This window comes from Lactiplantibacillus modestisalitolerans, assembly GCF_005405425.1.
Taxonomy (GTDB): Bacteria; Bacillota; Bacilli; order Lactobacillales; family Lactobacillaceae; genus Lactiplantibacillus; species Lactiplantibacillus modestisalitolerans.
This window is the reverse complement of sequence record NZ_BJEA01000001.1, coordinates 22,799-35,756: the sequence shown is the minus strand read 5'-3', so window position 1 is coordinate 35,756 and position 12,958 is coordinate 22,799. Positions and strand designations below refer to the sequence as shown.

Here is a 12,958-nt window from a genome sequence, read left to right as displayed (position 1 = left end):
GAAAAGCAGGCCTAATGTTACGTCGCTATAACGTAATATTAGGCCTGCTTTTATATGAATTTAATGGAAAAACGCGTTCAACACGAGTACCCCCGCCAAACCGCAAACGGCAATCAAGGTTTCCAACACGGTCCACGTTAAGAGTGTTTGCTTGACCGTTAAGCCGAAGTATTCGCGGAACATCCAAAAGCCGGCGTCGTTGACGTGCGACGCGGCAACGCTCCCGGAGCCGACCGCGATGACCATCAGGGCCGGGTCAATTCCGGCTTGGGCCATCAGGGGGGCGACGAGCCCGGCGGCGGTTAGGGCCGCAACCGTTGCGGAGCCCAAGGAGACCCGCAGGATGACCGCGACCAGCCAGCCGAGTAGGAGTGGTGAAATACTGCTACCGCTAAAGAGGTCGGCGACCGCCTTGCCAACACCACCGTCGATTAAAATTTCCTTGAAGGCGCCCCCACCGCCAATGATCAGCAGGAGCATCGCGATTGATTTGGTCGCGTTTTCGAGGGTGTTTTTTATCGCGTCAGCGGTTTTGTGTTGGTGAATCCCCATCGACCACAATGCGAATAATAGTGAAATTAACATGGCAATGCCCGGCGCGCCGATCAGGCTGATGATCTGATCGAGTAGTGACGGGTTTTTGGGCGTGTGGCCGTGGTTGATGACCAGCTCGTAAATGGTGGTGATCGTCATGAGAATCACTGGAAAGAGCGCGGTCAGGACGCTGAGGCCGAAGCCGGGCGCCTCTGAAACCTTGAATTGGCGCTTGGCGCCGGTGGTCGGTAGCTTGGGTTTGGCAGTAAAGGCGGCCGGTACGATTCGTTTAGCCCAGCGAGAAAAAAGCGGGCCGGCGATGTAGACGGTCGGGATGGCAATGATGATGCCGAATAGTAGGACCCGGCCGACGTTGGCGTTGAGAATCGTGGCAATCGCGGTGGGTGCCGGGTGCGGTGGCAGAAAGCCGTGGGTGACGGAAAGGGCCGCGCCCATTGGAATTCCGAGGTACAGGACCGGGACTTGGGCTTCAATCGCGATGGCGAAGACGATTGGCACGAGTAGGACGATGCCGACTTCGAAGAACAGCGCGATACCGATGATGAATGAGGCAATCACGATGGCAATTTGAAGGCGCTTACGACCAAAAATATCGATCAGGGTGGTTGAAATCGTGTAGGCGCCCCCGGCGTCGGCGACTAACCGCCCGAGCATCGCGCCGAAGCCGAAGACGAGTGCTAACTCACCGAGTTGGCTACCGATGCCAGTTTGAATACTGGTCGCGATTTTGTTGAGCGGCATGCCGAGGCCAATCCCCACGACCACCGCGGTCACGATAAGTGCGATGTACGTATTTAGTTTGAATTTAATGATTAATAATAGTAGTAATAAAATCCCCAAAGTAAGCACGATGAACGGCATGTGCAATCCCCTCCTAACTGATTGGTGCTGGGTGGTGCGGTGTTACTTTTCCGACCGGGTCAGCGCCGCTAGCTCGGCGTATAGGGGCGTCAAGGTGGCGGTGATGTGGTCGAAGGTTGCTTGGAGTTGTTGGTAGCGCGCTTGGTTGTGCGCTTGTGGTTGGTACGTGTGGGTGGTCCCAATCATTTGGTGGATGACGTCCAAGTTCGTGACGATTCCGAGGGCTTGAAAGCCGAGCACCGCTGCCGCCAAGCAGGAACTCTCAAAGCTGACCGGAATAGTCAGCGGCTGCCCCAACACATCGGCCAGCAGCTGGCACCAGAACGCTGAACGGGCGAAGCCGCCGGTCGCCCGGACGGCGTGCACCGGTTCGGCGTTCTTCGTCAGCGTTAGCACCGTATTCAGGTTCATGCTAATGCCTTCGAGGACCGCCCGGGCCATGTCGGCACGGGTGGTCGTCGGGGTGATGCCGAGCATCGACCCGCGGGCGTCGGCGTTCCAGAGGGGCGCCCGTTCACCGCTGAGGTACGGGTGAAAGAGCAACCCGTGGGCGCCGGCGGGGACTTGGGCGGCGAGGGCCGTCAAGTCGTCGTAGGGGTCGCGCTTAGCGGCCTTAGCCGCAGCACTTTCGGTTGGGTAGAGTTGGTCTCGGACCCAGCGGAAGACCTGGCCGCCGTTGTTGATCGGGCCACCGACGATCCAGTGGTTGGCGGTCACGTAGTAACAGAACAGTCGGCCATTAGGATCGAGGTAGGGGCGGTCGGTCATGACCCGGACCGCGCCGGAAGTCCCGATGGTGATGGCGGCGATTCCGGGTTGGTCGGCACCGACGCCGAGGTTTGAAAGCGCGCCGTCACTAGCGCCCATGATGAGCTTGACGCCAGCGGGGAGGCCGAGGTGCGCGGCCACCGCGGGCGTTAAGCCGTCAATAACGGCGTTCGTGTCGACCAGTGGTGGCAATTGTTGTTCAGTGACACCGGCAAAGGCGAGGGCCCGGGGTTCCCATGTTTTGGTGTGCAGGTTAAACAGCCCGGTCGCGTTGGCCATTGAATAGTCGGTTTGCAGTTGGCCGCTGAGGCGTTCGATGATGTAATCTTTAATGCCGACGACGTAGCGGGCGGCCGCGAAGGTTTCCGGCTGGGCGCGCTTGAGCCAGTGTAACTTGACCAGCGGACTCATCGGGTGAATCGGCGTACCGGTGGCTTCGTAGAGTTGTTGTCCTAGCGGCTCGCGTTTGAGCTTGGCGGCCACGGCGGCGGCCCGGTTGTCGGCCCAGGTGATGACCCGGGTTAGCGGTTGGCGGTTTTCATCCAGTAAAATGACGCTGTGCATTGCCGCCGAGAAGCTGATACCGGCAATCTGCTGGGTATCGACTGACTGACTAACGGTTTGGATCGTTTTCACGACCGCGGCCCAAATTTCGGCCGGGTCCTCTTCGGCCATGTCCGGCTGGTCATGGTAGAGCGGGTAGCCGACGTTAGCGCTCGCCACCACCCGTCCGAATTGATCGTAAAGCACCGACTTCGTGCTGGTGGTGCCGAGGTCGGTCCCAATCATATAAGTTGTCATTAAAAAAGTGCCTCCTATTCGTGATCCACGGCGTGGCCGCCAAACTGGTTGCGTAGGGCCGCAACGACTTTACCCGTAAAGGTGTCGTCACTCAGCGACCGGTAGCGTTCCATTAAGGCCATTGCGATGACCGGCGTGGCGACGTGCTGGTCGAGCGCGGTATCGAGCGTCCAGCGTCCTTCACCGGAGGAGTGCATCGTGCCCTTGATCTGGTCGAGGTTGCCGTCCGCGTCGAACGCGTTTTCGGCGAGTTCCATTAGCCAGCTACGGATGACCGAGCCGTTATTCCAAACTTTGGCGACCGCCGCGTTATCGTAATGATACGGGCTATTTTGTAGGACGTCAAAGCCTTCACCGATGGCGGCCATCATGCCGTATTCAATCCCGTTGTGGACCATCTTGAGGAAGTGCCCGCTGCCGGCGGGGCCGGTATATAGGTAGCCGTCCTTAGCGGCAATCGCCTTGAAAAGCGGTTCAACTTGTTTGAAGGTGGCTTTGTCGCCGCCAATCATGAAGTTGCCATCTTGACGGGCGCCGGCCTGACCACCGGACGTGCCCACGTCGAGGAAGTGGATCTGGTGTTCGGCAAGCTGTTTAGCGTGCTGAATACTATCTTGATAGTAGGAGTTGCCGCCGTCAATCACGATGTCGCCGGCGCTGAGCTTGGCAGTCAGTTGCTGGATCACCGCCGTCGTGGCCTTGCCAGCAGGGACCATGACCCACACGATCTTAGGTGCGGGCAGTTGGGCGAGCAGATCGTCTAAGTCCGTGGCGGTGGCTAAGCCGTGTTGGCGTGCCGCTGCTAAGTTGGCGGACTTTAAATCGAGACCGACGGCGACTTGCTCGTGGGCCTGCATGTTTAACGCGAGGTTCAAGCCCATTTTTCCTAAACCAATTAATCCGATTTTCATGTGAAAAACCCTCTTTGCTTTTGTATTCGTTTTCATTATCGTAAAATTATTTACAAATGTCAACCGATTTTATGTAAAAACTTTTCAACGTAATTTAATTCGCTAACCATTGCCGGGTCAAAAAGTTTCAACCGCAACCAGTTCAACCGCAGTTGGTGGCGGCTCCGCGTGGCACGGTCGACCCACCAGCTACGGCGCTAGTGTACCGCGTTGGCGGCCGGACTGTGGGTTTGCGGTTTGGGTTTCGCCGGCAAACACCCCGCAATCATTGGTAGGCCGGTATTGTTAAGTGAGTTACCGGAAACGACGGGGTGGCGGTTAAGCGCCTTTTTCCCCCCAATGCGAATCCGTAACCGGCAAGACTAGCTTTTTTGCGCAAAAATCAGTAAAATATGTAAGGCTATGGTTTTATGGTGGCGACGCTCGAACGTCGCCGATGATTACGTTTATATTAATGTTTGCATGAAAGGATTTATTAATGAATACAAAAGAACTTGCGGCCGCGGTGGATACCCGGCGCACCTTTGCGATTATTTCTCACCCGGATGCCGGGAAAACGACGATTACTGAACAAATGCTCCTATTTGGGGGCGTTGTGCGGCAGGCTGGGACCGTTAAAGCCCGTAAGAGCGGTAACTTTGCAAAGTCTGACTGGATGGAAATCGAAAAGAAGCGAGGAATTTCCGTTACCAGTTCGGTGATGCAATTTGACTACGATGGCAAACGGATCAACATTTTGGACACCCCGGGGCACGAAGACTTCTCAGAAGATACGTACCGGACGCTAATGGCGGTCGATTCGGCCGTGATGGTAATTGACTCCGCCAAGGGGATCGAACCGCAAACGAAGAAATTATTCCAAATTTGTAAAATGCGCGGTATTCCGATTTTCACCTTTATGAACAAGTTGGACCGCGATGGCCGCGAACCGCTCGACTTACTGAACGAAGTTGAAGAAGTCCTCGGCATCGAAACTTACCCAATGAACTGGCCAATCGGGATGGGGAAGGGCCTCAAGGGCTTGTACGACCGCTACAACCACCGCGTGGAGTTGTACCATAACGAGGCCCACGGTGAGACCTTCTTGCCGCTTGACCAGGATGGCAAGCTGGACCCAAGCGTGGAACTGACTAAGGACAGTATTTACCGGGATACCTTAGATGACATGGAATTAATTGAAGAGGCCGGAAACGCTTTCGACGAGGATAAGGTTGCGGCTGGAGAAATGACGCCGGTCTTCTTCGGTTCGGCGCTGACTAACTTTGGGGTGGAAACGTTCCTGAAGACGTACTTGAAATACGCGCCGAAGCCGTCAACGCATCAAACCCGTGACGACCAAGTCGTTCAGCCGACTGATGAACAGTTCTCCGGCTTCGTGTTCAAGATTCAAGCGAACATGAACCCGAACCACCGTGACCGGATTGCGTTTGTGCGTATTTGTTCCGGGGAGTTTGACCGGGGAATGGACGTGGTTCTGCAACGAACGGGCAAGAAGATGCGCCTAAACAACTCGACGCAGTTCATGGCCGATACCCGTGAAACGGTCGAGACGGCGGTGGCCGGCGACATCGTCGGACTGTATGATACCGGGAATTTCCAAATTGGCGACACGATTTATACGGGTAAACACGCTGTTCAGTTCGAAAAGTTACCACAATTTACGCCGGAGCTGTTCATGCGGGTAACGGCGAAGAACGTGATGAAGCAGAAGTCCTTCCACAAGGGAATCGAGCAGTTGGTTCAGGAAGGGGCGGTTCAGCTGTATACGTCTTATTCGACTGGGGATTACATCCTTGGTGCGGTTGGGCAGTTGCAGTTTGAAGTGTTCAAGTTCCGGATGCAAAACGAGTATAACTCGGAGGTTGTGATGGAGCCGATGGGGAATAAGACGGCGCGCTGGATTGATCCGGAGCAGTTGGATGAAAAGATGTCGAGTTCGCGGAACTTATTGGTCAAGGACCGGGCGGGCAAGCCGTTGTTCTTGTTTGAGAACGCGTTTGCGGAGCGCTGGTTTGCGGATAAGTATCCAGACGTGAAGTTGACGGCGAAGTTGTAAGAGTGTGAGGGCCGGCGGGTTGGTATTGAGCATTGCCTAGCTAAGTTGTTATCGCGGGTTATGCGATGGCGGCTTAGCGTAGCAAGCGCAAATACCAGTCGGCCCGAACACGTTTCGGCTATAAGGCAGGAAAGGGGCATTGCCTAGCTAAGCCATTATCGCGGGTTATGCGATGGCGACTTAGCGTAGCAAGCGCAGATGCCAGTCGGCCCGAACACGTTTCAAACCAGAGTGTGAAGTCCAAACGGGTTGGCCCGAGCACGTTTCGGCCATAACGCAGCCAAGCGAATGCCAACGACCGCATTTCACAAATCTAATCAACTATTAAAAGGGGAAAGTCGCCGGTGTGGCGGCTTTCCCCTTTAACGGTGGCTCAATGAGGATGGTGTTGGTCCCACCCGCTTGGTGCCGTTTTCAAATTTACGTGTTGCTCGAGTTAATATTGAAGAACGAACGTGTTAAACTAGAAGTACTGTTTGGCCCAACCGAGTGAGGGAAACGGGCCGTGAATTGATTTGGGAGGCATTTTTTTGAATATCTTAATTGCGTTGATTCCCGCACTTGGTTGGGGATTGAATCCGCTCATTATTTCCAAGATTGGTGGTAAGCCGGTTAACCAGACCCTCGGAACCGGGATGGGTGCGCTGGTGGTTGGTTTAGTCGTTCAGTTACTGTTTCGACCGAGCGTTGATGGCTGGACCTTCTTGCTGAGTGCGCTGTCGGGTGCGTTTTGGGTGCTTGGTCAAATTGGTCAATACACGGGTTACGCGAAGATGGGCGTCAGCACGACCATGCCGATTTCGACCGGTGTGCAGTTGGTTGGGACGTCCGTGATTGGCGTGCTGATTTTTGGTGAGTGGGGCGGCGCGACCGCTAAGCTGATTGGATTTGCGGCCATCGTTTTGATGATTATCGGGGTGGCTATGACGGCAATCACCGATAGTTCGGACCGCCGTGCGAGTCTGGCGAGCGGGCTGACGGTGCTGTTGCCGACGACGGTTGGGTACTGGATTTATAGTGCGTTACCGAAGGCGGTCGACGCGTCCGGTGTAGCCATCTTTTTCCCGCAAATGTTGGGGATGTGTTTGGCGGCGGTGGTGTACGCGTTGGTTGCCAGTCACGGAACCGCGTTTAAGGACGCAACGAGCTGGAAAAATATGCTCGTAGGCGCAATCTTTGGGGCTTCGGCGTTGGCGTACATTTTCTCGGCGAAGGCTAACGGGGTGGCGACCGCTTACGTGATTACCCAGTTGAGCGTGGTGATCTCCACGTTAGGTGGAATGTTGATTCTGCACGAACACAAGTCGCACCGGGAACTCCGCTGGACGCTCGTGGGCTTAGTCCTGATCGTTGCCGGTAGCGTGATGACTGCGCTCATTGGTTAACGTTAAAATGAATTTGAACTGTCCGTTCAGTTTTCAAACTGGACGGGCTTTTTTTTCGCGTTTTTTAGCTGATAAGCAGGGGTTTTGAACCGTTACCAGGTTGCTGAACGGGCTAAAATGGCCGATGAACTTTTAAATTTGGGGGGATTGGCATGCGAAGACACCAATGGGGATGGCAGTTACTAATTGGTGGTTGTGTGAGTTTGGGGTTAATTGGAGTAGTGGCGCCGGTGACGGCGAGTCAGCAGGAGTGCCGGGTGAGTGGTCAACCGGTACGGTTGTATCAACTAAGTGGTCGCGCAACCCATCTCCGGGTTCAAGCCCAGCGCCCGGTAGTGGTCAGTGCGAAGACGCGCTGGGTGCGGATTGGTCAGATGACGGTCACCCAAGCCGCCCGGGTGACAAGCTATGTGCATGTTCGCAATCTTCAGACCGGCTTGACGGGCTGGGTTCCGGCCGCCCGGGTGCACGCGGTATCGGTGCGGACGCAGGACCAATCACAGTCAAAGGTAAAGCAGGTGCGCCAACGGCCGGTGGTCGCACCCCGGCGCTCATCAGTGCCAATCTCACGAACTGAAGCATTGCGGATCAGTGATCAAACTGAACAGACGAAGACAAGCCGGGCGAAGGTGACCCGAACGCGAACCGAAAGTAGCCACGCAACGACTGAAAAGGAGACTAGTGCTACGACTAAGCAGTCACAACCTAAAAGGCGGCAAGTAACTAGTCAGAAGGCGCGGTCAAGGGTGGCGCGGTCAGTATTAACGCGGCACCCGGCAACCACTACGCGCCGGTCACGGCCAGCCCAGTCGAAGCGGCCGTCAGTAATCCGACCGCACCGTTCAGTTCAACCGGCGGTCAAAACGAAGCCTGCCGATCAGTCGGCGCAGTCAGGAACGGCTTTCCAACGGATTGTGCAGCAACAACCGGCATTAATTCCGCCCCGGGCTGATCAGTTCAAAATTGTACCGTTGGTCGGTAATGGGCGCTATACGACTAAAAAGCAACAATTTCGGGATACAGCGGCCTACTTGCGCACGGGGGGCTTTCAAACGCAGCCGGACGTGGTCCGGCGTCAATCGGGGTACTTGGATCAGGATGCGTTTAAGACGGCCTGTTACTTACCGATGAGTTTGGATGGTCGCGGACTCAATGACCCGCAAAGCGCGACCTTTTCAGCGGATGACCGCTATTTATACGTGCTGTATGTCGATAGTCAGCAAGCGGGTAATGGGACCCAAACGGGCTGGGTCGTCCGCTATGACTGGCAACGGTTGATGCAATTAGGTGCGGGGACGCCTGGAAAAATGGCCTTGTTACGACTAGCGGCTGCCCACCAACGTGAACACCGCCTAACCGCGCTAGACCGCGAAGTGCTTGCTTGCATTAAGGTGGGACCCAAGTTCAATTCCGGTCATGCCCAGTCCCTTAACCTGAACCCGGCGAACAACCAACTGTGGTTTATTCAGGATGGTGATCGTCGCACAAGTACGGTTGAACGCTTGGACCCCGAAACGCTAACGCCGAACGCCTCCGTTCAGTTTCGACTCGGTAGCGGCGTTAAGATGGGCATCGTCTTGACCTTTGACCGGCAGGGGCGCGCCTATTTCTGGACGCACCAGCAGGGCGCCACGGCGCAAGCCCCGGCCGGAACGGTCCGGTTGTACTGCGGCACGATTTCGACCGCGGGTGTTCAGTTCGAACAGCTTAACCAGGGGTTAGCGTTTCAACCGGGGTATTACGCCCAGTCAATGGGCTATAGCCCGACCCGTAACCGCCTGTATTTAGTATCGGATGGCAGCATTACTTCGGTGCCGGTTAGTCAGCTCGGTCATTTGACCACTAAGGAGATTGGTGAAAGTAACTATGCGGACGGGCGTGAATTTGAAGGGCTCGTCTTCATGCACCACTCGCCGGACGGCTTTTTATTGACGAGTCGCGGAGTGGAATTGATGCGGATGGTTCCTGCTAAAACGGTCCGTTAAATTAGGTGCGACCTCCTTGCCTACTTATTTTGGGTCAGGCCAACACCGGTTCAAACGGAGCCTAAATTAAAAGCTCGAATGGCGTTGTCGTGAGCGTCATTCGAGCTTTTGGTGTTCAGTTTTTAACAGTACGGTGGGTTTAAATTGGTGAGGTACCGCCCTGGCAAGTAGCCGCGGTCTTGGACCCGGTACCAAACGACCCCGTTGTCGTCGGCGAGTCGTTCAATCAGGTTGACCGTTTCGCCGTGGGTAACGGTCGTTAGGTAGCGGCCGTACGGTTCAATATAGGTGTGAACTTGTTTGCCCGGAACGAAACTTACGTCGCCGGTTTGTCGGACTTGGCGGTGGTTCTGCACGCGGTAACCGGCGGGCAGGTGTAGTTGCCCGACGATGCCGGTAGTCAACTGGAGGTTGGCTTCCGCAATCCACTGGTCGTCGCCAATGGCGTACCAAGTCGTATTATCAACGAGTTGAACGCGCATGTAGGTCTTATAGGTGCTTCCCGGTTGTAACTTAGTCAAATAATTAGTGGTTGTGGCGCCCGGATACGGATAAACCGGGGTGACGTGGCTAATTTGGACGTAGCCGGTACTGAGATCCGTTTTTTGCCAACTTTGATTGCGATAGAAAAAAAGCACCGTTTTGGCGGTCGTGGTGTATTCACCAGTAAGGTCGCCGACGGAGCGGAGAAGCTTGAAACCGGCGACGGTGGGGGCGACTACCTTGTAGGCCTGCCCGAGCGGTCCACGGTACATCGTGGGCCGACCAATTAGTTGACGTTGATCAATATCATAGGCGTAAACCCAGATGGGCTGACCAGCTTGACGTTCATAAGTCAGCGTGATCCGGGCTTGCGGCGTCGTAAACCAGCGCGTTAACCCGTCAATGTGCACGAGGTGGTAGCCGGCAATGGTCACAGCTGGTAAGTGAATCTCGTCGCCAACGGTCCCGGCAATCATGTCGGGGGCTTGGAGTTCGTTGCCCGCGGTATCAAGGTGGTGCACGATCAGCAGCGCGTCGGTTTGGTTGACGGCTAGGTCAGTGGGCGTTTCGGTCCCTTGAATGGGGTTCGCATGCGGATGGTCGCTAGTCGCATCGGCAGTGTTGAGCCCTTGGAGCATCGATTTGAGACGGTCGAAGAAGGACACGGGACCACTCCTTTCATTAAATAATTAATTATCCTTAGTATAACGCATTCCGGGCGTTTCCGGCACGGCTTTAATCAAATGTCACCAAACTTTTCGCCAAACCGCTATACTAAAATTGAATAGGGGGCTGATCAAGATGGAATTGAAACAATTACGGTACTTTTTAGCGGTGGCGGCGGCCGGCCAAATGACGGCAGCCGCCCGCCAGCTTCACGTGGCGCAACCGCCACTCAGTTATCAAATCAAGCAGTTGGAAAAAGAACTCGGGGTGACGCTGTTTAACCGCCGACCCCAGGGGGTAACGTTAACGGCGGCGGGGAAGCTGCTCGTTGGTTACGCGGAACAACTGACTGCCCTGGCAACGACCGCTGAGGATAAGGTTCGCGCGCTAGCCAACGGGGTAACGGGGACGCTGAATTTGGGGACGGTGTCGTCGTCCGCGGGGGTCATTCCAACCGCGCCCTTGCAACGCTGGCTGAAACAACATGCAGATGTGCGGTTGGCGGTTCGCGAGGGCAACACGTATGAGTTGCTGGACGCGTTGCACCGGCGGTTACTAGACGTTGCGGTCGTGCGGACGCCGTTTAACGCCCACGGGTTGACTTGCCATTACTTTGCCAAGGAACGAATGGCGGCCGTGCTACCGACGACTTACGCGCAGTTTGAACACCGCCGGCAGTTGCGGTTAACGGATTTAACCCCACTTCCGTTAATTAAATACCGGCGCTTTGACGCCTTGTTTCACGTCGCGTTCAATCAGCAGGGGCTGACGCCCAACTACGTCCTGACCTGCGATGACGCCCGTACGGCCGTTCATTGGGCTAATCAAGGCGTCGGCGTGGCGTTAGTTCCGCGGGGGCTGGCGACGAGTTATGCGGGGCCGGACGTCTGGGTCCGGTCGCTGGCTGACCGGCAGTTTACGACCCAGCTGGCGTTAGTCGCCACGCCCACTGCGGCGACCACGCCACTCGTGGCGAGCTTTATCGCGGCCTTTCCAGCGTTGGTAGACTAATTTTTTAATTGAGGTATCTAAAAATTAGATACCGCGTGACACTTAAATGCCGGAATGGAGCGGATGGTTTCGGTTACAACTGGAAAAGGTCGGTTATCCAGGTCCGGTGGCTAATCAGTGCTAAGGGCTTGGGACTGTAAGGATTAGCCCCGTGGTTCGCTATCATTCGAACCCGCTTCAATTAAATGGTACACTAACTATTGAATTGAAAAAGGTAGGGTGAAAAACGTGATATATTCATTATTATTAATGCTTGGCGTCGGGGCGCTCGCCGGGGTGTTTGGCGCAATTTTGGGAATTGGTGGTGGCATGATCATTACACCGGTGCTCACGCTGGGGCTCGGACTCGATATCAAGTACGCGATTGGTGCGAGCATTATTGCGGTGATTGCGACCAGTTCGGGGTCGACGATTGCCTATTTGAAGGATGACATGCTCAATTTACGGGTCGCAATGTTCTTGGAAATCGCGACGACGGTGGGTGCGGTTCTCGGGGCCGTTTTAACTGGGTTGTTCAACGCGACCTTCCTATTTTTCCTGTTTGGCGCGTTATTAATTTTTACCACTTACAATATGATCCGCAAATTGATGGATAAAAACGGCGAGAACCAAGCCGCCCAGGCCGACCGGATTGCAACTAAGCTGAATTTAAACGGGACGTATTACGATAAGGCGCTCGCAAAGCAGGTCGATTACCAGGTCCAAAACGTGCCCGGCGGCTTTACGATGATGTTTGGCGCCGGTCTCGCGAGTGGGTTACTCGGAATCGGGAGTGGGGCGTTTAAAGTCCTCGCCATGGATACCATTATGCACATGCCGCTTAAACCGTCTTCGGCCACTTCGAACTTGATGATGGGGGTCACTGCCGCCGCCAGTGCGATGGTCTACTTCTTTAACGGCTCGATCAAGGCTGGCATTGCCGCGCCACTCGCAATTGGGATTTTAATTGGCGCGTTGATTGGGACCCGGATCATGCAACACCTCAAGCCACGTTTTATCCGGATGATTTTTGTGCCGATTATGTTCTACCTCGGCTTGCAAATGATTCTTAAAGGATTTGGGGTGATGATCTAATGCGCAAACAACCAGTTAAAGCAGAAGAAATGCACGAAGTCGAACTCATGATTGGTCGGATTCTCCGAATCGGGGTGGTCGTTTCCGCCATTGTGATCGCACTGGGAATTATTTTAATGTTGATTCAGGGGACCGGGGGCTATCCAAACGGCGTGGAGCCGCACGGTTTTGGAACCATCATGCAAGGTGTTCTGGCCCTTAAGCCGTACGCGGTGATGATGCTGGGACTCTTTCTCTTGATTTTAACGCCGACGTTACGAGTCGTGGTTTCAATTTATGCCTTTGCGTTGGAACGCGACCACCTGTACGTTTGGATTACCACAATCGTGCTAATTATCTTAGTGATTGCGTCAATCATCGGTTATTTAGGTCGTTAAACTATTAATTAATAAGAAAACGCTG

The 12,958-nt window shown here is 54.9% G+C and carries 10 protein-coding genes; 6 read left to right on the top strand and 4 right to left on the bottom strand.

Annotation, left to right across the window (positions count from 1 at the left end; all coding sequences use genetic code 11):
• Window positions 1-60: 60 nt before the first annotated feature.
• Genes FFM79_RS00130 through gnd form a run of 3 tightly spaced genes read right to left on the bottom strand, consistent with a single transcriptional unit; the run spans window position 61 to window position 3,896 of the window.
• Window positions 61-1,416, bottom strand: a complete 1,356-nt coding sequence (locus FFM79_RS00130; protein WP_137641457.1) for a gluconate:H+ symporter — start codon at window positions 1,414-1,416, stop codon at window positions 61-63.
• Between the two features lie 42 nt (window positions 1,417-1,458).
• Window positions 1,459-2,985 carry a gluconokinase gene (locus FFM79_RS00125; protein WP_137641456.1) on the bottom strand — a complete coding sequence of 509 codons (1,527 nt, stop codon included), beginning with the start codon at window positions 2,983-2,985 and terminating at the stop codon, window positions 1,459-1,461.
• A 14-nt stretch (window positions 2,986-2,999) separates the two neighbouring features.
• The gene (gene gnd, locus FFM79_RS00120; RefSeq protein ID WP_137641455.1) at window positions 3,000-3,896 is read right to left on the bottom strand and encodes a phosphogluconate dehydrogenase (NAD(+)-dependent, decarboxylating); all 897 of its coding nucleotides are present in this window, start codon (window positions 3,894-3,896) and stop codon (window positions 3,000-3,002) included.
• A 478-nt stretch (window positions 3,897-4,374) separates the two neighbouring features.
• Here gnd and FFM79_RS00115 point away from each other — a divergent pair, with 478 nt between their 5' ends.
• From FFM79_RS00115 to FFM79_RS00105, 3 genes are all read left to right on the top strand, one after another.
• The gene (locus FFM79_RS00115) at window positions 4,375-5,952 is read left to right on the top strand and encodes a peptide chain release factor 3 (protein ID WP_137641454.1); all 1,578 of its coding nucleotides are present in this window, start codon (window positions 4,375-4,377) and stop codon (window positions 5,950-5,952) included.
• A 530-nt stretch (window positions 5,953-6,482) separates the two neighbouring features.
• Window positions 6,483-7,337: a GRP family sugar transporter gene (locus FFM79_RS00110; RefSeq protein ID WP_137641453.1), complete on the top strand. Its 855-nt coding sequence runs from the start codon at window positions 6,483-6,485 to the stop codon at window positions 7,335-7,337.
• A 152-nt stretch (window positions 7,338-7,489) separates the two neighbouring features.
• Window positions 7,490-9,322: a hypothetical protein gene (locus FFM79_RS00105; protein ID WP_137641452.1), complete on the top strand. Its 1,833-nt coding sequence runs from the start codon at window positions 7,490-7,492 to the stop codon at window positions 9,320-9,322.
• A 122-nt stretch (window positions 9,323-9,444) separates the two neighbouring features.
• Here the strand turns inward: FFM79_RS00105 and FFM79_RS00100 are convergent, their stop codons facing one another.
• On the bottom strand, window positions 9,445-10,470 hold the full coding sequence (locus FFM79_RS00100; protein WP_137641451.1) for a MucBP domain-containing protein: 1,026 nt from the start codon (window positions 10,468-10,470) through the stop codon (window positions 9,445-9,447).
• Between the two features lie 136 nt (window positions 10,471-10,606).
• Here FFM79_RS00100 and FFM79_RS00095 point away from each other — a divergent pair, with 136 nt between their 5' ends.
• The 3 genes from FFM79_RS00095 to FFM79_RS00085 all read left to right on the top strand — a co-directional run bounded on the left by FFM79_RS00095 (window position 10,607) and on the right by FFM79_RS00085 (window position 12,933).
• Window positions 10,607-11,482 (top strand): LysR family transcriptional regulator, encoded by an 876-nt coding sequence (locus FFM79_RS00095; RefSeq protein WP_137641450.1) that lies wholly within the window; start codon window positions 10,607-10,609, stop codon window positions 11,480-11,482.
• Window positions 11,483-11,710: 228 nt separating this feature from the next.
• Window positions 11,711-12,556, top strand: coding sequence for a sulfite exporter TauE/SafE family protein (locus FFM79_RS00090; protein ID WP_137641449.1), 846 nt, complete (start codon window positions 11,711-11,713; stop codon window positions 12,554-12,556).
• Window positions 12,556-12,933: a DUF1634 domain-containing protein gene (locus FFM79_RS00085; RefSeq protein WP_137641448.1), complete on the top strand. Its 378-nt coding sequence runs from the start codon at window positions 12,556-12,558 to the stop codon at window positions 12,931-12,933. The genes FFM79_RS00090 and FFM79_RS00085 overlap by 1 nt, the downstream gene beginning before the upstream one ends.
• Window positions 12,934-12,958: the final 25 nt, after the last annotated feature.